This window comes from Rhodococcus sp. MS16 (assembly GCF_013277795.1).
GTDB lineage: Bacteria > Actinomycetota > Actinomycetes > Mycobacteriales > Mycobacteriaceae > Rhodococcus_F > Rhodococcus_F globerula.
Genome location: NZ_VBTM01000001.1, coordinates 883,415 through 907,455, shown reverse-complemented (window position 1 = coordinate 907,455; position 24,041 = coordinate 883,415). Strand labels below are relative to the sequence as shown.

The 24,041-nt window shown below is 62.8% G+C and carries 20 protein-coding genes and 1 riboswitch; of the genes, 14 read left to right on the top strand and 6 right to left on the bottom strand.

Annotation, left to right across the window (positions count from 1 at the left end; genetic code table 11):
- Positions 1-55 precede the first annotated feature (55 nt).
- Both FEZ60_RS04110 and FEZ60_RS04105 read left to right on the top strand, forming a co-directional pair.
- Positions 56-2,782, top strand: coding sequence for an RNA helicase (locus FEZ60_RS04110; protein ID WP_033231963.1), 2,727 nt, complete (start codon positions 56-58; stop codon positions 2,780-2,782).
- A 105-nt stretch (positions 2,783-2,887) separates the two neighbouring features.
- On the top strand, positions 2,888-3,664 hold the full coding sequence (locus tag FEZ60_RS04105; RefSeq protein ID WP_172935567.1) for a DUF4333 domain-containing protein: 777 nt from the start codon (positions 2,888-2,890) through the stop codon (positions 3,662-3,664).
- Between the two features lie 4 nt (positions 3,665-3,668).
- Here the strand turns inward: FEZ60_RS04105 and FEZ60_RS04100 are convergent, their stop codons facing one another.
- Positions 3,669-4,634 (bottom strand): 5'-3' exonuclease, encoded by a 966-nt coding sequence (locus FEZ60_RS04100; protein WP_033231964.1) that lies wholly within the window; start codon positions 4,632-4,634, stop codon positions 3,669-3,671.
- Between the two features lie 37 nt (positions 4,635-4,671).
- Between FEZ60_RS04100 and FEZ60_RS04095 the strand changes: the two genes are divergently transcribed.
- Entirely contained in the window at positions 4,672-5,805 is a 1,134-nt protein-coding gene (locus FEZ60_RS04095; protein WP_095887864.1) for a Xaa-Pro peptidase family protein, read from the top strand.
- On the opposite strand, the gene FEZ60_RS04090 is transcribed toward FEZ60_RS04095, so the two are convergent.
- Entirely contained in the window at positions 5,802-6,233 is a 432-nt protein-coding gene (locus FEZ60_RS04090; RefSeq protein ID WP_172935566.1) for a PPOX class F420-dependent oxidoreductase, read from the bottom strand. The genes FEZ60_RS04095 and FEZ60_RS04090 overlap by 4 nt on opposite strands.
- A gap of 30 nt (positions 6,234-6,263) precedes the next feature.
- On the opposite strand from FEZ60_RS04090, the gene FEZ60_RS04085 reads away from it, so the two are divergent.
- The 7 genes from FEZ60_RS04085 (at position 6,264) to FEZ60_RS04055 (ending at position 12,188) form a co-directional block, all read left to right on the top strand.
- The gene (locus FEZ60_RS04085) at positions 6,264-7,025 is read left to right on the top strand and encodes an SDR family NAD(P)-dependent oxidoreductase (protein WP_346343323.1); all 762 of its coding nucleotides are present in this window, start codon (positions 6,264-6,266) and stop codon (positions 7,023-7,025) included.
- Positions 7,022-8,299 carry a precorrin-6y C5,15-methyltransferase (decarboxylating) subunit CbiE gene (gene cbiE / locus FEZ60_RS04080; RefSeq protein ID WP_116103378.1) on the top strand — a complete coding sequence of 426 codons (1,278 nt, stop codon included), beginning with the start codon at positions 7,022-7,024 and terminating at the stop codon, positions 8,297-8,299. Before FEZ60_RS04085 ends, cbiE begins: the two co-directional genes overlap by 4 nt.
- The gene (cobM, locus tag FEZ60_RS04075) at positions 8,296-9,045 is read left to right on the top strand and encodes a precorrin-4 C(11)-methyltransferase (RefSeq protein WP_092807761.1); all 750 of its coding nucleotides are present in this window, start codon (positions 8,296-8,298) and stop codon (positions 9,043-9,045) included. Before cbiE ends, cobM begins: the two co-directional genes overlap by 4 nt.
- A gap of 2 nt (positions 9,046-9,047) precedes the next feature.
- Entirely contained in the window at positions 9,048-9,803 is a 756-nt protein-coding gene (locus FEZ60_RS04070; RefSeq protein ID WP_116103377.1) for a cobalt-precorrin-6A reductase, read from the top strand.
- A gap of 163 nt (positions 9,804-9,966) precedes the next feature.
- The gene (locus FEZ60_RS04065) at positions 9,967-10,869 is read left to right on the top strand and encodes a HAMP domain-containing protein (RefSeq protein WP_257013015.1); all 903 of its coding nucleotides are present in this window, start codon (positions 9,967-9,969) and stop codon (positions 10,867-10,869) included.
- 155 nt (positions 10,870-11,024) lie between these two features.
- Positions 11,025-11,666 (top strand): ScbR family autoregulator-binding transcription factor, encoded by a 642-nt coding sequence (locus FEZ60_RS04060; protein WP_033231970.1) that lies wholly within the window; start codon positions 11,025-11,027, stop codon positions 11,664-11,666.
- 18 nt (positions 11,667-11,684) lie between these two features.
- Entirely contained in the window at positions 11,685-12,188 is a 504-nt protein-coding gene (locus FEZ60_RS04055) for a DUF1990 domain-containing protein (protein ID WP_261984556.1), read from the top strand.
- Positions 12,189-12,213: 25 nt separating this feature from the next.
- Here FEZ60_RS04055 and cobJ read toward each other — a convergent pair whose 3' ends face one another.
- The 3 genes from cobJ to cobG are packed head-to-tail and all read right to left on the bottom strand — an operon-like array spanning position 12,214 to position 15,483.
- Positions 12,214-13,698 (bottom strand): precorrin-3B C(17)-methyltransferase, encoded by a 1,485-nt coding sequence (gene cobJ, locus FEZ60_RS04050; protein ID WP_033231972.1) that lies wholly within the window; start codon positions 13,696-13,698, stop codon positions 12,214-12,216.
- On the bottom strand, positions 13,695-14,321 hold the full coding sequence (locus FEZ60_RS04045) for a precorrin-8X methylmutase (protein WP_033231973.1): 627 nt from the start codon (positions 14,319-14,321) through the stop codon (positions 13,695-13,697). Before FEZ60_RS04045 ends, cobJ begins: the two co-directional genes overlap by 4 nt.
- Before the next feature lie 19 nt (positions 14,322-14,340).
- The gene (gene cobG / locus FEZ60_RS04040; RefSeq protein ID WP_095886349.1) at positions 14,341-15,483 is read right to left on the bottom strand and encodes a precorrin-3B synthase; all 1,143 of its coding nucleotides are present in this window, start codon (positions 15,481-15,483) and stop codon (positions 14,341-14,343) included.
- Between the two features lie 74 nt (positions 15,484-15,557).
- Positions 15,558-15,641: riboswitch (cobalamin riboswitch) on the top strand.
- A gap of 63 nt (positions 15,642-15,704) precedes the next feature.
- Between cobG and cobN the strand changes: the two genes are divergently transcribed.
- Together cobN and FEZ60_RS04030 are read left to right on the top strand one after the other, a co-directional pair.
- Positions 15,705-19,325: a cobaltochelatase subunit CobN gene (gene cobN / locus FEZ60_RS04035; RefSeq protein ID WP_172935564.1), complete on the top strand. Its 3,621-nt coding sequence runs from the start codon at positions 15,705-15,707 to the stop codon at positions 19,323-19,325.
- 39 nt (positions 19,326-19,364) lie between these two features.
- The gene (locus FEZ60_RS04030) at positions 19,365-20,165 is read left to right on the top strand and encodes a hypothetical protein (RefSeq protein WP_172935563.1); all 801 of its coding nucleotides are present in this window, start codon (positions 19,365-19,367) and stop codon (positions 20,163-20,165) included.
- Between the two features lie 6 nt (positions 20,166-20,171).
- Here the strand turns inward: FEZ60_RS04030 and FEZ60_RS04025 are convergent, their stop codons facing one another.
- On the bottom strand, positions 20,172-21,806 hold the full coding sequence (locus tag FEZ60_RS04025) for a GMC oxidoreductase (RefSeq protein ID WP_172935562.1): 1,635 nt from the start codon (positions 21,804-21,806) through the stop codon (positions 20,172-20,174).
- A 191-nt stretch (positions 21,807-21,997) separates the two neighbouring features.
- On the opposite strand from FEZ60_RS04025, the gene FEZ60_RS04020 reads away from it, so the two are divergent.
- Both FEZ60_RS04020 and FEZ60_RS04015 read left to right on the top strand, forming a co-directional pair.
- Positions 21,998-22,378 carry a PPOX class F420-dependent oxidoreductase gene (locus FEZ60_RS04020; protein ID WP_172935561.1) on the top strand — a complete coding sequence of 127 codons (381 nt, stop codon included), beginning with the start codon at positions 21,998-22,000 and terminating at the stop codon, positions 22,376-22,378.
- A gap of 244 nt (positions 22,379-22,622) precedes the next feature.
- Positions 22,623-24,032, top strand: coding sequence for an aldehyde dehydrogenase family protein (locus FEZ60_RS04015; RefSeq protein ID WP_172935560.1), 1,410 nt, complete (start codon positions 22,623-22,625; stop codon positions 24,030-24,032).
- Positions 24,033-24,041: the final 9 nt, after the last annotated feature.

Sequence of the window (24,041 nt, the reverse complement as noted above, 5' to 3'; positions counted from 1 at the left end):
TCCAGGGTGCTGGGGTTCCCGTGTCGCCGGCGTGTGACACGCTGACGAGGTGGTTATGAGTAGTAGTGAAACGAGTTCTGATGTTGAGCTCAGCAAATTTGCTTCGGGGCTGAAGTTCGACCTCGATCCGTTCCAGATCAACGCCTGCCGCGCCCTCGAAGAGGGTCACGGTGTGCTGGTGTGCGCGCCGACAGGTGCGGGAAAGACTGTGGTCGGCGAATTCGCCGTCCACCTGGCGTTGGCTGCTGGGCGAAAGTGCTTCTACACCACGCCCATCAAAGCATTGAGCAATCAGAAGTACGCCGAACTGAGCGAGCGATACGGCCCCAGTGAGGTCGGTTTGCTCACCGGAGACACCAGCATCAACTCGGACGCTCCTGTTGTTGTCATGACCACCGAGGTGCTTCGCAACATGCTGTACGCCAATTCGGAGGCGTTGCGCGGTCTGTCACACGTTGTCATGGACGAGGTTCACTACCTGGCCGACCGTTTCCGCGGCGCAGTGTGGGAAGAAGTGATCCTGCACCTGTCCGAGGACGTGCGGTTGGTGAGTTTGTCCGCCACCGTGAGCAATGCCGAGGAATTCGGCGCCTGGATGGAGACTGTCCGCGGCGACACCACCGTTGTGGTCGACGAGACGCGGCCGATTCCGTTGTGGCAGCACATCATGGTGGGGCGCCGGATCTTCGATCTCTTCGACAGCCGTAGCAATCCTTCGGCCGGACCCTCGAAGTTTGTTGTCAACCAGGATCTGGTTCGGCATGTCAAACAACGTCAGGCCCTCGACCGGGTGGAAAGCTGGCAGCCGCGCGGTCGTGGCCGTAGTCGCTACCAGAGTGCCAACGATTTCCGGCCACTTCCCAGGCCTGACGTGATCGCACAACTGGACAAGGAAGGTTTGCTGCCGGCAATCACCTTCATCTTCTCGCGCGCCGGGTGCGATGCCGCGCTGACTCAGTGCGTTCGCTCGAGGCTGGATCTGACGACTCCCGAACAGGTGCGCGAGATCGACACGATCATCGACAAACACATCGGTGGCCTCCCCAAAGAGGACTTGGAGGTGCTCGGTTACTGGGAGTGGCGTAAGGCGTTGCAGCGCGGTCTGGCAGCCCACCACGCCGGGATGCTGCCCGCTTTCCGGCAGACGGTCGAGGAGTTGTTCGTCAAGGGCCTCGTCCGCGCTGTATTCGCCACTGAAACTCTGGCACTGGGCATCAACATGCCGGCCCGCACCGTGGTTCTCGAACGGCTGGTCAAGTACAACGGCGAAACTCACGCCGAGCTGACGCCGGGTGAGTACACACAGCTCACCGGTAGAGCTGGCCGACGCGGCATCGATATCGAGGGGCATGCAGTCGTCCTGTGGCAGCCAGGTGTCGAACCGACCGACGTCGCCGGCTTGGCGTCCACCCGAACATTCCCGCTGCGCAGCTCTTTTCGGCCGTCATACAACATGTCGATCAATCTGGTGGATCGCATGGGCGTCAAGGAATCCCGCACGCTGCTCGAGCGCTCGTTCGCCCAATTCCAGGCGGACCGCTCCGTGGTAGGCGTGGTGCGGAGCATCGAACGCAACGAGACCGCGCTGAAAGCGTTGCAGGACAAGCTCGGTGGTCCAGACGGTGAGTACTACGAGTACGCGTCGTTGCGTGATCGACTGAGCGATCGGGAACGCAAACTCGAACGAGAAAGTCGTGAGGATCGCCGCGATCAGGCCGTCGCGTCGCTGCGGACGCTGCGACGCGGTGACGTCATCGCGATTCCGATCGGACGGCATTCGGGTACCGCCGTTGTGCTTGTGCCGGACAACGATCCGAAGGATCCACGGCCGTTGGTTCTCGCCGAAGATCAGTGGGCCGGAAAGCTGTCCGCCGCGGATTTCCCCGAAGCTGCCGAAACGCTCGGTGTGATGCGGTTGCCGAAGTTCGTCGATCACCACACCGGACGGTCGCGGCGCGATCTGGCGTCGGCGTTGCGCAGCACCGGATTCACCGCGCCGCGCCGGAAGAAGCGGCACAAGGGCGGCGCGTCCGAGGACGCCGAGGTGGCGTCGTTGCGTCGCGCGATTCGGTCGCACCCGTGCCACAGTTGGCCCGATCGTGACCATCTCGGTCGTATCGGGGAGAAGTACAACCGGCTGGCTCGGGAAACACAGGCACTGCGACAAAAAGCGGCAGCCACCACCAATTCCTTGGCGCGTACGTTCGACCGCATCGTGTCGTTGCTCAAGGAGCGCGGTTACATGAGCGCCGAGTCCGTGCCCCAAGTGACAGAAGCAGGGCAACGTCTGAGCCGGATCTACAGCGAGAGCGACTTGCTGGTGGCCGAGTGCCTACGTACCGGTGCGTGGCAGGGTCTGACTCCGCCCGAACTTGCGGCGGTCGTGTCCTCGGTCGTGTACGAATCCCGTAGGGACGGCGACACGACGAGTCGAGTGCCGACGCAGGCGATCCGTCATGCGCTCACAGACACCCAGCGCCTGTGGAGTGAACTGCGAGCGGACGAAATTCGCCACAAATTGCCGCCGACGCGTGAGCCTGATCTGGGTTTTGTCACGGCGGTCTATCACTGGGCGAGCGACAATTCGCTGGTCGAAGCGTTGTTGGCTGCCGGTGTGCAGGGGCGCGCGTTGTCGGCGGGCGATTTTGTCCGCTGGTGCCGACAGGTAATCGATCTCCTCGATCAGGTGCGGCTGACGGCTACGGATCCCGTCGTCGCGAAGGTCGCGGCGAAGGCTGTGGGGTCGATTCGTCGCGGAGTGGTCGCTCTCGACGCAGCTTGAGCGCGGACTGTGTGGTTGGATTCCCAGGAGTTGCGTGTGCACGCGGCATCTGGCATGCGTGACGTACGCGGTAACTGAAGACTGGTGTTTCGAGTGGAGGCGAAGATGAGCGGGCCTTACGGACCGAATGATCCGAATGGGCAGTGGGGCAACGGTGAACAACCACCGCAGCAGCCGTGGGGACAGCCTGGATACGGGCAGCCGGGTCAGCCCCAGGGTCAACCGGGTTACGGTCAGCCACAGGGCCAGCCCGCGTACGGGCAACCCGGATACGGCCAGCCAGGTCAGCCTCAAGGCCAGCCCGCGTACGGGCAACCCGGATACGGCCAGCCAGGCCAGCCACAGGGGCAGCCCGGTCAGCCCGGTCAGCCCGGATACGGTCAGCAGCCGTGGGGTCAGCCTCAGCAGCCCGGTCAGCCGGGTCAGCAGCAGTGGGGTCAACAGCCAGGCGGCGACCAGACTCAGGTCTGGGGGCAGCCAACGGCCCAGCAACCGCAACAGGCGTGGGGCGCGCAGCCCGGTGTTCAGCCCGGCGCGCCGGTTCAGTGGAATCAGGGACCGCCGCAAGGTGCAAAGTCCAAGAAGCCGCTGATCTTCGGTGCGATCGGTGTACTGGTCGTTCTGGCAGCCGTCGTCATCGGCCTCTTCGTATTCACGTCGAAGGACACGCTGGACGCAAATGCTGCGGCCAAGGGTGTCGAGAAAATCGTCACCGAGTCGTACGGCGCCAAGAACGTCAGCGACGTTTCCTGCCCGTCGGGTCAGGAAATCAAGTCCGGTGCAAAGTTCACGTGCACCCTCTCCGTCTCGGGTGAGAAGAAGTCGGTGACGCTGACGTTTGTCGACGACACCGGAACCTACGAAGTCTCGCGCCCCAGCTGAGTTGTCAGTTGTCAGCCGGTCGGCTTGCCGCAGCTTTGAGTGCCGCGGCAAGACGGCCGGCCGAACGCTCGATTCTCAAGGTTTCAGCCAGTTCGTCGAAGCGGGCTTGATCGATCGGTGCGTCGGGAAGTACGTCGGACCTCGAGAACTGCACATCTGCGTCACGCACGACACGCACAACGGGTAACGCGGCGTCGAGGTATGCCTTCGCCTCGGGTGACGTCAGTTTCGCTCGCAGACCTTTGGCCATATCGGATTCGGGATCTTCGGCAGCCGTGCGGATGCCGTCGAGCGATCCATACCTGAGCATGAGCGTCGACGCGGTCTTTTCGCCGACCCCCTTGATGCCAGGAAGTCCGTCGGACGAATCTCCGCGCAGCGCAGCCAGTTCCGCGTAGGCGTCACCGGCGCGATCGGCGGGCACACCGTATTTCTCGGCTACCTCGGCCGGCCCGAAGAGTTCGGCCTTGGCCAACCCGCGGCCGACGTACAGAACGCGAACGGGAACGTAGTCGTCGGTGACAACCTGCAACAGGTCGCGATCTCCGCTGACCACGACGGTGAGATCATCGCGTTCCGTGGCGGCCAGCGTGCCCAGGACGTCGTCGGCTTCGAGACCGACCGCACCGGCGGTGGCGATTCCCGCTGCCGCGAGGACATCCATGATCATGTCGACCTGCGGGGTGAGGGTATCGGGCACTTCCTCGGACGAACCGTCGGATCCCTCGGCAACGCGGTGAGCTTTGTAGGTGGGGATGGCGTCGACGCGGAACTGCGGTCGCCAATCCAGATCCAGGCAGACGGCGAGGCGACTCGGTTGGTGCTTGGTGATCAGCGACGCGACCATGTCGGTGAATCCGCGGACAGCGTTGACGGGTCTGCCGTCATCGCCGACAAAGGACTCGGGTAGTGCGTGGAACGCACGAAACCACAGGCTGGCACCGTCAAGGAGAAGCAAAGGCCCACTCATGGTCACCATCCTGCCAGTCGGCACTAATCTGGAAGCCATGACCTCTCCCGCCGAATATGGTTCACGTTTCCCCTCAGCCGTCTACGAATCTCGTATTGCCCGCGCCGCGGAGTTGGCGAGCGCGGCTGGTCTGGACGGTCTTGTGGTCACGCCGGGGCCGGATTTGCGCTATCTGACGGGCTCCCGTGCGGATTCTTTCGAACGGTTGACGGCCCTGGTGATCGCTGCCGACGGAGCAAGGGCGTCGGTGGTGCTTCCTCGGCTGGAACTGGCGTCGTTGAAGGAATCGGCGGTCGGGGATCTTGGTCTCGACGTGCTGGACTGGGTGGACGGTGTTGATCCGTATGCCATTGTCGCTGGTCAATTGCCGACGGGCGCGAAGGTCGCGGTCACGGATGCGATGCCTGCGCTGCATTTGATTCCGTTGGCGGATGCTGTTGGTTCGTTGCCGATTCTTGCTACGGGCGTGCTGCGTGAGCTGCGGATGGTCAAGGACTCCGCGGAGGTCGACGCGCTCCGTCGCGCCGGTCAGGCCATCGACCGTGTGCATGCACGGATGGCCGAGTTTCTCGTTGTGGGACGGACGGAAGCCGAAGTCGGCGAGGCGATTTCAGCAGCGATTCTCGAGGAAGGTCACACCGAGGCGGCATTTGTCATCGTGGGGTCGGGTCCGCACGGCGCCGATCCGCATCACGAGGTGTCCGATCGGGTGATCGAGAGCGGCGACATTGTGGTGATCGACATCGGCGGGCCGGTGGAGCCCGGATACAACTCCGATTCCACTCGCACGTACAGCATGGGGAAGCCGTCAATCGAGGTTGCTGCCCAGTTTGCCGTGCTCGAAGCGGCTCAGCAGGCGGCTGTGGACTCTGTTCGCCCCGGCGTGTCGGCGGAATTCGTGGATGCCGCTGCGCGCGACGTGCTCGCTGCACAAGGGTTGGCCGACGTGTTCGTTCACCGCACAGGCCACGGGATCGGCTTGTCGGTCCACGAGGAGCCGTACATCGTGGAGGGCAACAGCATCGAACTGGCCGAGGGTATGGCTTTCAGCATCGAACCGGGAATCTATTTCCGGGGCAACTGGGGTGCCCGGATCGAGGACATCGTTGTTGTCACCGCGGACGGTTGCGAGTCGTTCAACAACCGTCCGCACGGTTTGACGATCCTTTAGCTGGTCAGCTCTTCGGCCGCGGGTTTGAATGCGGCCGTTCCCAGAATGCGGGTGACGTCGATTTCGATGACCACCCGCGCCGGATTGATCCGTGGCTGGCGGTACCGCTCGGCGTAGCGCTGAACGGCGTCGGCCACGGATTCAGGGTCGTCGAGCACGCGCGCCGGACCTTCGAGGGTGAGCCAGCGTCCACCGTCGACAGAACTGATGGCGCCGTAACCACCCCGGGCGGCGTTGACGGCTTTCTGTGATCCGCCGCTGGTGATGACAAGTGCTTTTCCTGCTTCCTGATCCCACGTGAATCCCACGGCCACGACGTGCGGTGTGCCGTTCGGGCGCAGAGTTGTCAGGGTGGCGAGATGGTATTCGCGCACGAACGCCAGACCGTCGTCGGAGAGCGCGGCGGGTGCGGAGGGGGTGATGGTCATGCCACGACGGTAATCGAGGACACTGGTGCAGTGACTGCGGGTGCGAACACTGAAGATGCCGAGACGGTCCTCCTGCTGGGAGGGCGAAGCGAAATCGGTCTGGAGATTGCCGTCCGGTTGGCCCCCGGCAGAAGAATCGTGCTGGCGGCGCGGCGCAGCAGCGACCTCGAACAGCAACGCACGATGCTGACGAACGCGGGCGCCCTAGCCGTGACAGCCGTCGAATTCGATGCCGATGCAACCGACACTCATGCAGACTTCCTCGCACAGGTTGCCCGAGCGCACGGCCGGATCGACGTCGCGGTGCTGGCGTTCGGAATCCTGGGTGATCAGGCCCGCGCGGAAACCGACGCCGCTCATGCCGTTGCAATTGTTCACACCGATTACGTGGCGCAGGTCAGCATCCTGACTCTTCTCGCGGACTTGATGAAACGACAAGGCCGCGGCAAGATCGCTGTCTTCTCGTCCGTGGCCGGTGTCCGGGTGCGCCGCGCAAATTACGTCTACGGTTCTGCAAAGGCCGGCCTGGACGGCTTTGCCAGCGGCCTCGGAGATGCGTTGCACGGCAGCGGAATTCAACTACTGCTTGTCCGGCCTGGTTTTGTGATCGGCTCGATGACCGAGGGCATGAAGCCGGCGCCGATGTCGAGCACACCGGCGCAGGTCGCCGACGCGGTAGTTCGGGGATTGCAGTCCGGCGCAACGCGGGTGTGGGTTCCGCGAATCCTCCAACCAGTTTTCTTCATGATGCGACTTCTCCCACAATCGATCTGGCGGCGGATGCCGCGATGACCGCCGACGAACCCGTTGTTGTCGTCGGTCTCGGCGCTGACGGTTGGGAGGGCTTGTCGGACTCGGCGAAGAGCGCTGTGCTCGGCGCTCAGGTGTTGATGGGTTCCTCGCGTCAACTGGACCTGATCCCATTGGTAGACGGCTCCTCGGCCGATCGGATCGCCTGGCCCACACCGATGCTCCCGGCGCTCCCCGGACTGTTCGACGCTCACGCGGGCTCTCGGATATGTGTGCTGGCCAGCGGCGATCCGATGTTCCACGGGATCGGCGCCACACTCGTGCGTGTGTTGGGTGTTGACAACCTTCGGGTGATCTCGTACCCGTCGTCGATTGCTCTGGCGAGTGCTCGCATGGGATGGGCGTCGGCCGATGCGGAGTTGGTGAGCCTGGTCAACCGTGATGCCACCACCGTCTTGCCGTCCGTCACCAACGGTGCGCGGTTGTTGGTGCTGAGTAACGGCAGGGCCACACCCGGTGAGGTGGCAGAAATACTGACCTCCACCGGTTTCGGTCGGTCCATGATCACTGTCCTCGGACAGTTGGGTGGAGCGCACGAATCACGAACCGTTGCCAGGGCTGACCAGTGGGATGTCGACGCCGCAGATGTCGACCCGTTGAATGTTCTTGCCGTGGAATGTGTTGTGTCGGGCGCACCGCACCGTCTGACGCGCGTGCCCGGATTGCCCGACGCGGCATACAGCGGTGACGGTCAGATGACGAAGCAGGAGATCCGCGCGCTGACGATCTGTGCGCTGGCCCCGGCTCCCGGTGAATACTTGTGGGATGTCGGCGGCGGGTCCGGCACTGTCGCGATCGAATGGATGCGCACCCACCCACGTTGCACCGCAACGTCATTCGAGCAGGCGGCATCGCGGATCTCCCAAATCGAGGGTAATGCGCGGGCCTTGGGTGTGCCGAGCCTCGATGTCCTCGGGCGCGCGCCCGAATCGTTTGCCGAGGTGACTCGCACACCCGATGCCATCTTTGTCGGCGGGGGTGTGACGCAACCCGGAATGCTCGACGCCTGCTGGGACCACCTCGAGGCCGGCGGCAGACTGGTGGCCAACGCCGTTACCGCAGAATCGGAAGCGTTGCTCCTGGAGTGGTTCACCCGATTCGGCGGCACGCTGCGTCGGTTGCAGATCCAGCGGGCCGAGCCCTTGGGAACATTCAACGTGTGGCGACCCCAACTGCCCGTCGTGCAGTGGTCGGTCACAAAAACAGAGGCAACTGCCGGTGCAGATGCCGATCACACAAAGGAAGACGCTCAATGACCGTTCATTTCATCGGTGCTGGTCCCGGTGCTGCCGACTTGATCACAGTGCGCGCGCAGCGCATCATCTCAGCAAGTTCGGTGTGCTTGTACGCGGGCAGCCTCGTCCCCGCGGAACTGCTCGAATACTGCCCGGCCGGCGCGCAGGTGGTCGATACCGCTCGATTGAGCCTCGACGAAATCACCGCGCTGCTCGTCGCAGCGGATTCGGCGGGACACGACGTAGCGCGGTTGCATTCCGGTGACCCGTCGATCTTCAGTGCGGTAGCCGAGCAGGCGCGACGGCTGGACGCTGCCGGAGTCCGATACGACATGGTGCCGGGTGTTCCGGCATTTACCGCTGCAGCGGCCGCACTGGGCCGTGAATTGACGGTTCCGGGCGTATCGCAGACCATCGTGCTGACCCGAGTGTCGACGCTGTCGACAGCGATGCCCGAAGGTGAGGATCTCCGGTCACTCGGACGCAGTGGTTCGACCATGGTGATTCATCTCGGCGCGCACCGCATCGAGCAGATCGCCGACGAGCTTGCCGAGAACTACGGGATCGACTGCCCGGTCGCGGTGGTCGCATTTGCGTCGCGCCCCGACGAGATCGTGGTGCGTGGAACGTTGAGTTCGATAGTGCGTCAGGTTCACGAGGCCGGCATCACCAAGACTGCCGTAGTCATCGTCGGACGCGTGCTCACGGCCGAGGGGTTCCCGGATAGTTACCTGTACTCGGCCGCACGTGAGCGGGTCACACACTGACCGTGCACAACGCCCGCCCCCGCGTTCTTGTGCTCGGAGGAACCGGCGAGGGACGCGAGATTGCCGCCCGCCTCGCGGATTCGGTGGACCTCGAGGTGGTCACGTCGCTCGCCGGCCGAGTCCGCGACCCGCGCTGGCCTGAAGGCGAGGTTCGCGTCGGGGGCTTCGGTGGCGCCGAAGGCCTCGCGGGGTGGTTAGCGGAAAACGATATTCGGGCGTTGCTCGACGCGACGCACCCCTTTGCGTCACGTATCACGGCTAATGCTCATCTGGCGGCTCGCACCTGCGAGATTCCGTTTGCTGTCTGCCAGCGGCCGTCGTGGGCGCAGCACCCACAGGACCGATGGTTTCCGGCTCGCGATCTCAGCCATGCTGCGGAATTGGTCCCTGTGTTGGGCACTAGAGCGTTCTTGACCATTGGTAGGCAAGGAGTTTCTGCGTTTGCGAAGGTCAGTGGCGTGAGTTTTCTCGTGCGGTCCATTGATCCGCCGACGGGCGCCATGCCTGCGCCCCACGAACTGATCCTGGCGCGCGGGCCGTTCGACGTCGAATCGGAGCGCGAACTCATGCGCCGCCGCGGTATCGACGTTGTAGTGACCAAGAGCAGCGGGGGTGACCAGACGTACGCCAAGATTGTTGCCGCTCGGCAACTGGGCTTGCCGGTGATCGTGGTGGAGCGCCCACCGGCACCGGAGGGCGTGGAAAGCTTCAACTCGCCTTCTGCCGCCGCAGCGTGGCTCGAATCGACAGTTACGTGAAAGTTCGGGGGCACGCGGTTCAGGTTCGTCTAAGGTTCGCGGAACATACTGGACCTATGTCAGGAACGGGTCCAACACGCCGAGGGTGCCTATGAGGGTGTCCGTCCCCGCACTCGGGCGTCGGAAGCGTTCGACAATTCGTGTCCGGACTCTCCACGCCCGCGTGAAAGTACTCACTGCGGGCTTGGTGGCGATTGCTGTGATCGCGTCTGCCGCTTCGGTGTATTTCGTATTCAACGCCTACCTTCAAGGCAACGTCGATCGTCAGTTGGAGCGAACAGCCGACGCAATTGCCGATACCGTCAACTTCGGTGGTGTCACACCGGTTTTGGGACTGACAGCCGGCGCCGATACCGCAGTGATCCAGGCTGTGGGATTGGTGACGACCGATGGAGCATTGGTGACGGCAACACCGGGATTGCCACCATTCAGTACCAGCGGTGAGGCAATCAAATCCCTGGCCCACAAAGCTTCCGGGTCCACCATTGCGACCTTGGATTCGTATCGGGTGTTGGTTACGCCGTCGGTCGCGGGTCAGACTTTGATCGTCGCGCAATCGCTCGGGCCGACAAATTCCGTCTTGAAGCGACTTGCGGTGGTGCTGGCTGCGCTCGGTGCCGCGGGTATAGCGTTGGCCTATGCCGCAGGAGATGCTGTGGCGCGCACAGGATTACGGCCGATCGCACGATTGACCGCGGCGACACAACGTGTTGCCGCAACGGACGATCTCACACCGATACCAGTCACGGGTGACGACGAGTTGGCCTCGCTGACTGTCAGTTTCAACCGAATGCTGGGCACCCTGTCGGAATCACGGGCGCGTCAGCGTAGATTGATCACTGATGCCGGACAGGATTTGCTGGCACCCCTGACGGCATTGCGAACGAATATCGAACTGTTGATGTCGATCGACACCGCCTCCGGAACTGTGTCGGAAGCCGAGACAGCACTACTGCGAGACGAGATTACACATCAGATGATGGAATTGACTGCCATGGTCGGCGAGCTTGTCGACCGTGCCCGGGTCGACGAAAGCGCCTCCGGACGAATCGAATCTCACCTGTGATTCATCCCTCACCTGGAGTTATGTATTTGCGAAATATTTTCTGACAATTCACTGCTGGTTAGTTGGGGGAGTTGAGATCATTCTGGGTATAGCCCGATTGGGGTGCAAACCGGAAGAGGGTTTGCGGGGGACCCTCGAGTGAGAGAGGAGTTCTCGTGGTCAAGCAAGCACGCGCCGAGCTGACGCGGCAGCAGATCGTCGCCGGCGCGGCAGCACAATTCGAAAAGACCGGGTACGGCAGCACAAGCATGAGTGACATCGTGGAGGGCGCCGGCACCACGAAGGGCGCCCTGTACTTCCACTTTGCATCGAAAGACGAACTGGCACAGTTTGTCATCGCAGAACAGCACCGCATGTCCATCGAGTCGGTCGAGGCGATATCCGCAACGTCGGCGACTCCGCTCGAAAAAACGGTCATGCTCACCCATGAGATGGCACGGCAGATCGTCGAGGAGCCCATCGTCCGAGCCGGAATTCGATTGACCTTGGAACTGAGCACATTCGAAGGTCCCGTCGAGCCGTACGCAGACTGGATCAATGCATGCACCGAACTCGTGCAGCAAGCGAAGGACAGCGGCCAGATCAAGCCGTCGGTGGACGTCGCCGCTTTGGGGCGATTCATTCCGGCTGCGTTCACCGGAGTTCAACTGGTGTCCAACGTGATCACCCGGCGCACTGATCTCACCGAACGTGTCGACGAGATGTGGCAGTTGCTCCTACCGGGAATCGTGTCCGGGCCGGCCGTGGGTGACATCGACCGACTCGTGAAGGCGCGATGGGAACCCGCTGCCGCCTAGCTGTGCCACACTGCTGACGTGGACCAGGAACCGCTGACCTACTCCGAAATCGGAGCAACAGGTGGCCTACTGCCCGTTGGCTATCACCACGTGCGCGAGCGTGCGGTGGTCGGTACTACCCGCGCCGATTTCGAGGCAGCGGCCAACGCTGTCATGACGTGGGGGATGCATCGCGGCGCTGGATTGACGGTAAAAGCTGCCGGTGACACCGCCAGGACCGGCGAAGACGCAACTTTCGGTTTCGGACCGATATTGGTGCCCGTCCGCGTTGTTTACGTGGTCGACGAGCCGAACCGGGCCGGATTTGCGTACGGCACGCGCCGTGGTCATCCCGAGTGCGGTGAAGAGTCGTTCATTGTCCATTTCGACGAACTCGGCAATCAGGTTCGCCTCGAGATAACGGCATTCTCCAAGCCCGGTACCTGGTGGGTGCGGTTGGGTGCGCCGATCGGGCGTCTGGTGCAGGCGTGGGTGACCCGGCGCTACATCCGCGCAGTGGTTGTGAGGGATTTTGCTCGCTGAGCGAACAAAATCCTTCACAATCAGGTTAGGGGTAGCGACGCGGCGTGAACACCTGTCGGCCGGAACCGGTATCCACAACCTTTGTCATGGACGATCCGACAATCAGCAACGTGCGCATATCGATTTCGGACGGTTCGAGATCGCCGAGCGTGACGATGCGCACCGATTCCTCCGCACCGGCAACATCTCGGCCGATGATGACCGGAGTTTCGGGGGAGCGGTGCTCGAGTACCAAATCCTTCATGGCCTGGACCTGCCACGTTCGGGATTTTGACGCCGGGTTGTAGACGGCAAAAGCCATATCTGCCGCGGCGACCGCTGAGATGCGACGCGACACCACTTCCCAGGGCTTGAGCCGATCCGAGAGGGAGAGCACGGCGTAATCATGACCCAGCGGGGCTCCGACGCGACTGGCCACGGCATTTGCCGCTGTCATGCCGGGCAGGATTCGGACGGGAACGCCGCTCCACTGATCTTCGGCTGCCACCTCGAGTACCGCTGCAGCCATGGCAAATACACCGGGATCGCCGGACGAGACGACGGCCACGCGGGCGCCGTTCTTGGCGAGGTCGAGGGCCATCGCTGCCCGCTCCGATTCGACGCGATTGTCGCTGGAATGGCGGCGCTGTCCGGGGCGGGTTGGCACGCGGTCGACGTACGGGCCGTATCCAACAAGGTCTGTGGCCAGTGAAAGTTCATGCGCCACTTCAGGTGTGGTCCATGCCGTGTCGCCGGGTCCGAGGCCGACGACAACCACTTCACCTGCGGTGTTTTCGCGCGTCGCTGCATTGTTCGACGGGCTGGGAACTATGGCGATGGAGAAGTACGGCACGCCCGCTGGATCGACGTCGGCGGCAGCGTCGACGCGCTGGCGAGGTGTGCTGGCTCGCTCGACATAGTGCGCTTCGCCGAGTCGGCCGGCGTCCTCGAGTGAGCGCAGAACCGGTGGGAAGGTGCGGCCCAACTTGAGGATCGCTGCGGCGTCTGTTTCCTTCAAGCGTCGCGTGAGCTCCGCTTGCGGCAAGGTTCCGGGCAGGATGGTGAGGATTTCGTCACCTTCGACCAGGGGTTTTCCGAGTGCGGCCGACGCGGCACTGACGGAGGTGACACCGGGGATGACCTCGGCCTCGAAACGATCCGCCAGGCGTTTGTGCATGTGCATGTACGAGCTGTAGAACAGTGGGTCGCCCGCGGCGAGTAGTGCCACAGTGCGTCCGGCGGCCAAGTGGACGGCCAACCTTTCGGCTGCGGCTTCGTAGAATTCGTCCATCGCACCCTGGTACCCACCCGGATGGTCGATGGTTTCGGTCGTGACGGGATACACGAGGTGTTCCTCGATCTGGCCCTCGCGCATGTACGGAGCAGCAACCCCGCGGGAAATGCTCTTACCGTGCCGCGCGGAATGGAATGCGATGACGTCGGCCTCGCCGATCACTCGGGCAGCTTTGACGGTCACCAACTCCGGATCGCCGGGTCCGATGCCGACTCCCCACAACTTGCCTTCGCTCATTCTTGTTCGCTCGCAATCGCATTGACGACAGCCGCGGTGACGGCACTGCCGCCGCGTCGGCCTCTCAGTATCAAATGTTCTATGCCGCTGGGGTGTCCGATCAGCGCTTCTTTGGATTCTGCGGATCCGATGAATCCCACGGGTCCGCCGACGATAGCAGCAGGCCGCGGTCCGCCCGCCTCGATCAGGTTGAGGAGATGGAACAGCGCGGTCGGCGCATTGCCGATCGCGACCACGGCGCCTTCGAGTTTCGGGCCCCACAGTTCGATAGCCGCAGCAGAGCGTGTGTTGTCGATTGTGTTCGCCAGCAAGGGAACCTGCGGATCGCGCAGTGTGCAGATCACGTCGTTGTCGGCGGGCAGGCGCTTACGGGTAATGCCGGCGGCGACCATGTTCGCATCACAGAAGATCGGCGCACCCGCTCGCAGGGCAGCCCTCGCGACGGTGACGACGTTGGGTGTGAACGCGATGTCGTCGACCAGGTCGACCTGACCACTCGCATGGATCATCCGCACAACAGCTTGCGAGACATCCGCCGGAAAACGGCTCAGGTCGGCTTCGGCCCGAATTGTGGCAAAGGACTGGCGATAAATTTCTGCGCCGTCACGGATGTACTCGATCATGGGGCACAGGATAGAGGTATCACCGATCGGTCTGATTCACCCGGTAACCGTCGGTCGTCGCAATCACGTCGGCTACTTTCGCGCGGGGGCGCCCGCAGGAACGGTCACAGCCCGCCCAGTGCTGCCGGCCTTCGATCGGTAGTGAGCCCTGCTCGACGGCTTCGATGGCGTCCGCCCGGACATCGGCGAGCGACTTCTCGCATCCAGGGCTTCCGGTGCAGGCTGTGACGTCGAGCCACGGCGAATTCTCGTCGAAGATCAAGCCCATCGGAGCGAGAACTCGCACCACCTGCTCGGCTGCGCCTTCGTCGAGATCGAAGATCATGATCGAGCGCCACGGCGTCACGACCACAGGTTTTTCGATGGCGGCGAGGAATTCGGCGAGTCGTGCGTCCAGGAGTCCGAAGCGGAGTCCGCCGCCTAATGCGACGGTTCCGTCGCGTTGTTCGAGCCATCCGATCGACGGCCCCGCATCCGGGGCGAGGTCGACGGCACCGGCAAATTCCGCTGAAAGGCCCAGATGATCGATCGTTCGAGCGATTCCGTCTGGCACTTCGGCCAGTCGCCAGTGCTTGTCCCGAAGATTCAGGAACGCGTGCGCAGCGTCGAGGAGCATCGGCACAGCGTCGTCGACATGGACAAGGTGGTTCGTGCGATGCCCCGCGAGGACGAGTGAGTGCTCGGATTCGCTGTGGGCGTGCAGTCCGAAATCGCCGTGTAGACCGCTGATGTCGCCGCGGCCGTCGTCGAGTGTGAAGAGTGTTCGCCCTGGTAGCTGCGCCAACGCGGGGTCCGACTGCACCGCCGCGTCAAGAGTGCGAACCAGCTCACGCACATCGGCGACACCCCCGATTCGGCCGGACAGCGGCGACGCCAGAATGTTGCGAACCCGCTCATGCGTCGCCGAGGGGAGCAAACCAGCGGACGCGATCCGTTCGGCGAATACGCGGGGGTCCTTGACGGCTCGGAGCTGAATATTCCCACGTGAGGTGAGTTCCATCTGACCGTTGCCCACGTCGCGGGCAGCCTCGGCCAGCGTTTGCAATTGGTGTGGAGCCAAAGCGCCGCCGGGTAGGCGCACGCGCGCCAACGGGCCGTCTGCGGCCTGGTGGACCTGCAGCGCTCCAGGGCACGCGTCTGGCTGAGAACGGTCTGTGGACATGGTTCAAGGGTACGACCGTGCAGAGCACAGACCCGCGACCGGTAGCATCACGGTCAACCAGTGACAGCAGGTGAGGAAACCGGTGAGATTCCGGTGCGGTCGCGCCACTGTGAGTGTGTACAAGCGGAAGTGTTTCCGTTCGTAAACACGAGTCAGACCCTCAACTGCTGTCCATGAAAGATCTTTTTCACGGGGCGCGAAACCCCAGGAAGGTTTCACCTGTGATTCTTCTGCTCTCGACGTCCGACACCGATCTGCTGAGCGCTCGCGCAAGCCAGGACAACGGAGACGGCGTTTCATATCGCTGGGCAAACCCGTCCAGGCTGCTGGTTTCCGAGGATCTACCCGGCTTGCTCGACGGCGTCGATCTTGTGATCGTGCGCATCCTCGGCAGCCGTCGGAGCTGGGAAGACGGTCTGGACATGGTCCTGGCCAGTGGCCTGCCCGTCGTGGTGCTCGGCGGCGAACACGCGCCTGATGCCGACCTCATGGAGTGCTCGACTGTCTCCCCGGGCGTTGCGGCTGAAGCGCACAATTACCTGGCCGAGGGCGGCGCAGACAACCTGGCGCAGCTGCACCACTTCCTGTCCGACACAGTGCTGCTCACCGGTCACGGCTTCGAGGCCCCGACGCGGCTGCCGTCGTGGGGAATCGCTGAATTTGCCCCCGACATCAGCGACAACAGTGGTCCCGTCATCGCGGTTCTCTACTACCGCGCCCAGCACCTCGCCGGGAATACCCGCTACGTCCAGGCGCTCTGCGACGCGATTGCCGATGCCGGCGGCATCGCGCTCCCGATCTACTGCGCCTCGCTGCGCAGCGCCGAAGCCGAATTGCTGACCACACTTCGCCGCGCCGACGCCATGGTCGTGACGGTTCTCGCGGCCGGCGGAACCAAGCCGGCCACCGCATCCGCGGGCGGCGACGACGAAGCGTGGGACGTGGCAGCACTCGCCGCATTGGACGTTCCGATCTTGCAGGGACTGTGCCTGACCAGCAGCCGCGCCACCTGGGATGCCAACGACGACGGATTGTCGCCGCTCGACGTCGCGACGCAGGTTGCGGTCCCCGAATTCGACGGGCGCATCATCACGGTGCCGTTCTCGTTCAAGGAAATCGATTCCGACGGACTGTCCACATACATGCCTGATCCGGAGCGCGCAGCCCGCGTGGCCGGCATCGCGGTGCGTCACGGCAAGTTGCGTCATATTCCGACGCCGGAGCGCCGTGTTGCCTTGATGCTGTCGGCCTACCCCACCAAGCACGCTCGCATCGGCAATGCCGTTGGCCTCGATACACCTGCCAGCGCAATCGACCTGCTCACCGAAATGCGTAGCGCTGGTTACGATCTCGGACCCATCGACGGACCGGACTCGGTTCCCGGGTTGGCCGCCAAGGATGGCGACGCGCTGATTCACGCGTTGATCGCCGCAGGCGGGCAGGATCCCGACTGGCTCACGGCCGAGCAGCTCGAGGGCAACCCGATCCGTATTTCGGCGGCGCGATACCGCGAGTGGTTCGCCACCCTGCCTGAAGATCTGCGCAGCGGTGTCGAGGAGCACTGGGGCGAAGCGCCCGGCGAGCTGTACGTCGATCGCTCGCAGGACCCGGACGGCGAAATCGTCATTGCGGCACTGCGATTCAACAACATCGTGCTCATGGTCCAGCCGCCGCGGGGATTCGGTGAAAAGCCTGTCGCGATCTACCACGATCCTGATCTGCCACCGAGCCACCACTACCTCGCCGCGTACCGCTGGATCGCTGCAACCCCGGACAACGGCGGATTTGGTGCCGACGCGGTTGTTCACCTGGGCAAGCACGGAAACCTCGAATGGCTGCCAGGCAAGACGCTCGGCATGTCCAGCAACTGCGGCACCGACGCCGCTCTCGGTGACCTGCCCCTTATCTACCCGTTCCTGGTCAACGACCCGGGGGAGGGAACCCAGGCAAAGCGTCGGGCGCACGCGACGCTCGTCGATCACCTGATCCCACCGATGGCCCGCGCCGAAAGCTACGGCGACATTTCCCGCCTCGAACAACTACTCGACGAGCACTCCAACATCTCCGCGCTGGACCCGTCCAAGCTCCCGGCCATCCGCCAGCAGATCTGGACCCTGATGCGGGCCGCCAAGATGGACCACGACCTCGGACTTGCCGAACGTCCCGAAGAAGACGTGTTCGACGACATGCTCCTGCACGTGGACGGCTGGCTGTGCGAGATCAAGGACGTCCAGATCCGCGACGGTCTGCACATTCTCGGCCGCGCACCCGAGGGCGACGCCGAGATCGAACTGGTCCTCGCGATGCTGCGGGCACGCCAGATGTGGGGCGGCGAGCAGAGCGTCCCAGGTCTGCGCGAGGCTCTCGGACTCAGCGAAGACGGCGACGAATCACGTAATCGCGTCGACGACATCGAAGAAAAGGCGCACGCTCTGGTTCGCGCGATGTCGGAAGCCGCGTGGAATCCTGCTGCGGCAGAAGAACTCAGCGACGACCTCACCGTCGTGAAGATCCTTCAGTTCGCCGCCACTGAAGTGGTTCCGCGCCTGCGACAGACGAACAACGAGATCAAGCAGGTCCTGCACGCGCTCGACGGCGGTTTCATCGCGGCCGGTCCGAGTGGCTCACCGCTGCGCGGATTGATCAACGTGCTCCCCACTGGTCGCAACTTCTACTCGGTCGATCCCAAAGCAGTTCCCTCGCGATTGGCGTGGGAGACCGGCCAGGCAATGGCGGAGTCTCTCGCCGCGCGCTACCTGGCCGATCACGGCGAGTACCCGCGCTCGGTGGGGCTGTCCGTGTGGGGTACCGCCGCCATGCGTACCTCAGGCGACGACATCGCAGAAGTGTTTGCACTCCTCGGTGTTCGCCCCGTCTGGGACGAAGCCAGCCGACGCGTCGTCAACCTCGAGGTCATCGACCTCGAAGAACTCGGCCGCCCGCGCATCGATGTCACAGTCCGCATCTCCGGCTTCTTCCGCGACGCGTTCCCGCACGTCTTGGCGCTCCTCGACGACGCTGTCCAGTTGGTCGCAGCGCTGGACGAAACGGATGAACAGAACTACATCCGCGCCCACGCCCAGGCAGACCTCGCCGAACACGGAGACGCGCGACGTGCAACCACGCGTATTTTCGGCTCCAAGCCCGGAACCTACGGCGCTGGTCTGCTGCAACTCATCGACTCCAAGACGTGGCGCGGCGACGACGACCTGGCCGATGTGTACACCACGTGGGGCGGCTTTGCGTACGGCCGCGGCCTCGACGGGATCCCCGCCGCCGACGACATGCGCAGCGCGTACCGTCGAATCAACGTGGCGGCCAAGAACACTGACACGCGTGAGCATGACATCGCGGATTCCGACGACTATTTCCAGTACCACGGCGGCATGGTCGCAACCGTGCGTGCGCTGACCGGAAAGTCGCCCGAGGCATACATCGGCGACAGCACCCGCCCGGAATCGGTTCGCACACGGACACTTTCGGAGGAAACGGCGCGCGTGTTCCGCGCTCGCGTTGTCAATCCGCGGTGGCTCGACGCGATGCGCCGTCACGGTTACAAGGGTGCGTTCGAAATGGCAGCCACCGTCGACTACCTCTTCGGATACGACGCCACCACCAATGTTGTTGCGGACTGGATGTACGAGAAGCTGGCCGAAACCTACGTCCTGGACGAGCAGAACCAGAAGTTCATGACGCAGTCCAACCCGTGGGCATTGCACGGTATCGCCGAACGACTTCTCGAAGCTGCTGAGCGCAAGATGTGGGAGCACCCGGAGCAGAAGACGCTCGACGGGTTGCGTCAGGTGTATCTCGAAACTGAAGGTGAGCTCGAAGGGGAGTAGTTACCCGAGTTTGTCGGTCCTTCGACCCATAATGGCGGAATGTCAGTTTGCACACGTTTCCGACGGGACGGCGTCCGCTGCACCAACCAGACCGAGTACGTCGACGGTTGGTGCCGCGCGGACGAGTGTGACGGATTTCTGCGGGCCGAGCAGTCTGGCGCGCCCGAATCGGTCGGTGTTCCACACGGCACGGCCAAACACATCCGCATGTCTCGAGACTTACCGGTCGGCGACATCTCGGTCGAGGATGTCCACGACGTGCGGGTTACGGTGCGCGCCACGGACAGCTTTCGCTACCACCACGGCGGAGACGAGCGGGCAGCGGAGTTTCAACTGCGCAACATGCTCGAGGATTTCCTGCTGACGTCTGCCCGCAGACCGTCGAGTGGCGGTTACCTGCGGCTCTCGCGCAACGGTTTCGACGTCGTGCTCTCGCCCGATCGAGGCACGATTACGGGATATTCGACGATCCACCGTGAGCGGACGTGGGAGCAGGTCAAGAGCGGGGTCAAGTCGCGTTTCTCGGGTCGTAGTCATGGCGGTCCGGGAGTGCCACGCCCGGAAATCGGTCCGCCGGTGTTGGCGGAGGACTTTGCCAACACCTTCGACCCGGCTTCCGTGCATCTGACGGTGCGGGTCCGTCAGGCGTTTGCGCGTATCCATGCGCTGACTTCCGACGTCGACACCACAATTCGGCAGTCCCTCGCGCAATGGGACCCACGGACGCTGGTCAGCATCGATGAAGGGCTGTTCGAAATCCAGGCTGACAACAATTTCTGGCTGGTCTCACCTGATTGCCGTGTGCTGATCGGGGTCCGGGACCATCCGTTCAGCAGGTAGATCGCCTCAGCGCTTCGAGTTGATGATCTCCGCGATGTTTCGCTCGGCCAGAGCTGTGATGGTCAACGACGGATTGACCGTGCCTGTGCTTCCGGGGATCGCCGCTCCGTCCATGACGTACAGACCGTCGTACCCCTTGACCCGGCCGTAACCGTCGGTGGCTTTGCCCAAGACTGCGCCGCCGAGTGGATGCGCGGTGAACGAGCAGTTGACGTCCTGCGCAAACGGCAATGCCGACGGCAGCGTCGAACCTGCAAAGGCCATTTTGTTCTGCACAGCTCGCAAGGCCTCGATCGTGGCCGCGCTGCCATTGTGCGGCCAGTTGAGAACAACACGGTCTGCGCGCGCGTCGAAGCTGAAATCGGCGCGCTGCGGATCGAGGGTCATACCCAGGCTGGCAAGCATGCCGATGTTCATCGGAACTCCTGCCGCATGCCAGTTCTCGAGAGACAGAGGCAGTCCCGTTTCGTCGACGATGCGCGATGCGGAAGGTGCTGCCTGCGCTGAGCCGTCGCTGAACCCGAAGGATCGCACCATCGCGCCGTCGCCGTTGGTGCCCCACCCTTTACCGATGTGTTCGTTGAGCTTCGGCAGGGCGCCGGTCGCCTGAGCGCGGACAAGCAGTTCGGACGTTCCGATCGACCCAGCGCCGAGAAAAAGACGATCGCACGTAATAGTGCGCCTGGTCAGCACGGCGCCGGTGGGATCACTCGATTCGACGTCGACAACGTAACGTCCGTCCTTTTCGCGGCCGATGCTCAACACCTGATGCCCGAAGCACACCGTGGTCTTGCCCGTGGCTTCAGCGGCAGGAATGTAGTTCTGAGTGAGATCGAATTTTGCTCCGTTGGAATTGCCCATGTTGGTGTCGCCGACGGTTGCGGACGGGCGGGAGCCGCCGCTCAGTTCGGAGCGAACGACGTCCCAGTTCCAGATGCCGTCGATGCGATGCGGATCGAAGCCGGCACGGCGGGCATCCTGATCCCACCGACGCGAATGCCCGAAGTTCGCCGTTCGGTAGAGATCCTCGGGCAGCGGGCTCAGGCGCAACATCTGGCGGACCTTGGGGTACCAGGTAGCGGACATCTCGTCGTAGTTCAACGAGTTGCCGAACACGGCGTCGAAGAATCTACGTTCGGGTGCGATCATCACGCCGGTGAAGATGACGGACCCGCCGCCGACTGCGGCTCCGCGCCATACCGACATGTTTTCGTAATCGGTGGCGTCGAGAACTCCACTGAAGTAATCGCACGCAACGGGAATCCCGGTGAGGTTGGTGAACGACGTCCGGCGAAACACGCCTCGGCCGTCAGCGAGCAGGTCCGAGGTATGGATTTCGCGATACGGATCATGAGGCCATCGAAGTCCCCGTTCCAATACCGTGACCTGAGTCCCGCTCTGCGCGAGTCGAAGCGCGGTGGCACTGGCACCGAATCCGGAGCCGATGACAATGGCTTCCGAATGCTGCTGGGGGACTGGTGAGGGGTCAAATAGTTCGGGAACGAGGTTGCGGTAGTGGTCCATGCCCATCGGGAGGGTGTGCCGCGGCGTCGCGTGGCTCACGGCAGTGGACGTCACCGTTGTCGTGGCGGCAACCGCTGCGCCAACACCGGCCGCCTTCAAGAAACTTCGACGCTGCATGATGAAAAGCTCAACTCCCGATACCTCGAAGACATAGGTAACGACAGAATAGCTCGAGTGAGAATTCGGTTGGGGATCATGCATAGCTTGGAGCCCCTAAAGTGCGGCAATCCGGACATATTGATTGATCGCGGAACGGTGTCTGAAATGCCGGCCGCGTGATAACCACGATTCGCACCTATCCTCGACAGGTGACCCCAGACTTCAAGCGAGTGACAGAATCCAAGTACGTCCTGCTCACCACATTCCGTAAAGACGGCACACCCGTCGCAACGCCGCTATGGGCTGCCCTCGACGGTGAGCGGTTGCTGGTGTGGACGGTGACCGATTCCTACAAGGTGAAGCGGATCAGGCGGAACCCGTCCGTGACCGTTGCAGTGTGCGATGCTCGCGGAAACCCCAAGGGTGACCCGGTCGCCGCGAAGGCAGAAATCCTCGACGGGCATGGAACCGATCATGCCCGCGATGCGATTGCTCGTCGCTACGGAATCATCGGCTGGCTCACCATGAAGGGCAGTCTCCTCCGTCGCGGCAAGACCGGAACTGTCGGAATCGCGATTTCCGAAACATAGTCGGGTGTCTATTCGATGAATAGTGTTTGTGGACTACATGATTGGATGAACTGATCAATCGAGCTGACGGCTAACGTGCCGCAGTGTAGCGAATGTGGAGATCCATTCCTAGCCATCGAATGGTGTGGCTCGGGTCGATACGCTGGACATGTCGGTGTGTGCGACGCACCAGCACAGACGCACCATCACAATGGGTGCTCTCCCTCATCGGCATGTCCAGATCTTCGATCTGACGGAGTTTCCCATGACACTCACCAATCAATCACATTCCAAGGGTTCGTCCGCAGAATCTGATGTCGCGCCTATCGCGGCTCAGCTTCGGGAAGTGTATGCAGGTGGCCGGACCCGTAAAGCAGACTGGCGCAAAGGCCAGATCGAGGGAATCGAACGATTTCTCGACGAACGCGAGCTGGAGATAGCGGCGGCTCTTGCGGCAGATCTCGGACGCAGTGAGATGGAGGCGTGGCTCGCTGACGTCGCACTCGTCAAGGCAGAGGCGACCTATGCGCGAAAACGTCTGCGCTGGTGGATGCGTCGGCGACCACAACCGCTCCCGCTGAACCAACTGCCGGCAGTCGGCTGGGTCCAGTACGAGCCGCGCGGTGTTGTGCTCGTGATCGGAGCCTGGAACTATCCCGTCTATCTCACTCTCGTCCCACTTGTTGCAGCACTTGCTGCGGGCAACGTAGTCATCGTCAAACCGTCGGAAGGGGCTCCTGCGACGTCCGCACTGCTGGCTCATTGGCTGCCGCGGTACGTCGATCCAGAGGCCGTTGTGGTTGTCGAAGGCGATGCACAGGTGACGCAGGAACTGTTGTCCCAAGGCCCTGACAAGGTGTTGTTCACGGGCGGTACCGAGATCGGGCGCAAGATCCTGGCAAGAGCGGCGCCGGACTTGACGCCGGTACTGCTCGAACTTGGTGGCAAGAGCCCGGTCGTCGTCGCTGCCGACGCCGAAATGGATGTCGTAGCCAGACGCGTTGCGTGGGCGAAGTTGTTCAACTCGGGACAGACATGCCTTGCGCCCGACTATGTGCTCGCGGAACGGTCGATCCACGAACAATTGGTGCATCGCATCATCGACACTCTCACGCAGTTTCGCGCCGATCAGCACGGCCAGGGATTGCAGATCGTCAACGAGCGGCAGTTCGACAGGCTCGCTGCAAGCCTGGCCGACACTTCCGGGCGGATCGTGTTCGGGGGTGGATCGGATCGTGATGCCCTCACGATAGAACCGACGGTGATCATCGACCCCGATCCTGACGACGCAGTGATGCAGGAGGAGATCTTCGGGCCGATTCTTCCTGTGCTCGCCGTGGATTCGATCGACGAGGCGATCACGTTCGTCAACGCGCGACCCAAACCACTTGCTGCGTATTACTTCACGAGTTCGCGAACCGTGGCGACGAAGCTGGTCAATGCGATCAGTTCTGGTGGGGCAGTGGTGAATCATGTGACCGTGCACGCGATGGTGCCGCAATTGCCGTTCGGTGGTGTCGGTGACAGCGGGATGGGCGCCTACCACGGAAAGTGGGGCTTTGAAGCGTTCAGTCATCGTAAGTCTGTGCTGGTCAAGCCATTCAAGCCTGATCTGAAGTTCGTCTATCCTCCGTATTCCGCGCGTTCCGTGAAAATCATGCGCAGACTGTTCTGAATCCTCGAC

Excerpts from the sequence above, each read along its gene's own strand:
- FEZ60_RS04015 (WP_172935560.1), top strand. The coding sequence starts at position 22,623 with ATGACACTCACCAATCAATCACATTCCAAGGGTTCGTCCGCAGAATCT.
- FEZ60_RS04030 (WP_172935563.1), top strand. The coding sequence starts at position 19,365 with ATGTCAGTTTGCACACGTTTCCGACGGGACGGCGTCCGCTGCACCAAC.
- FEZ60_RS04025 (WP_172935562.1), bottom strand. The coding sequence starts at position 21,806 with ATGCAGCGTCGAAGTTTCTTGAAGGCGGCCGGTGTTGGCGCAGCGGTT.
- FEZ60_RS04095 (WP_095887864.1), top strand. The coding sequence starts at position 4,672 with ATGACCTCTCCCGCCGAATATGGTTCACGTTTCCCCTCAGCCGTCTAC.
- FEZ60_RS04105 (WP_172935567.1), top strand. The coding sequence starts at position 2,888 with ATGAGCGGGCCTTACGGACCGAATGATCCGAATGGGCAGTGGGGCAAC.
- cobG (WP_095886349.1), bottom strand. The coding sequence starts at position 15,483 with ATGTCCACAGACCGTTCTCAGCCAGACGCGTGCCCTGGAGCGCTGCAG.
- FEZ60_RS04045 (WP_033231973.1), bottom strand. The coding sequence starts at position 14,321 with ATGATCGAGTACATCCGTGACGGCGCAGAAATTTATCGCCAGTCCTTT.
- cobJ (WP_033231972.1), bottom strand. The coding sequence starts at position 13,698 with ATGAGCGAAGGCAAGTTGTGGGGAGTCGGCATCGGACCCGGCGATCCG.
- cbiE (WP_116103378.1), top strand. The coding sequence starts at position 7,022 with ATGACCGCCGACGAACCCGTTGTTGTCGTCGGTCTCGGCGCTGACGGT.
- cobM (WP_092807761.1), top strand. The coding sequence starts at position 8,296 with ATGACCGTTCATTTCATCGGTGCTGGTCCCGGTGCTGCCGACTTGATC.
- FEZ60_RS04100 (WP_033231964.1), bottom strand. The coding sequence starts at position 4,634 with ATGAGTGGGCCTTTGCTTCTCCTTGACGGTGCCAGCCTGTGGTTTCGT.
- FEZ60_RS04110 (WP_033231963.1), top strand. The coding sequence starts at position 56 with ATGAGTAGTAGTGAAACGAGTTCTGATGTTGAGCTCAGCAAATTTGCT.
- FEZ60_RS04090 (WP_172935566.1), bottom strand. The coding sequence starts at position 6,233 with ATGACCATCACCCCCTCCGCACCCGCCGCGCTCTCCGACGACGGTCTG.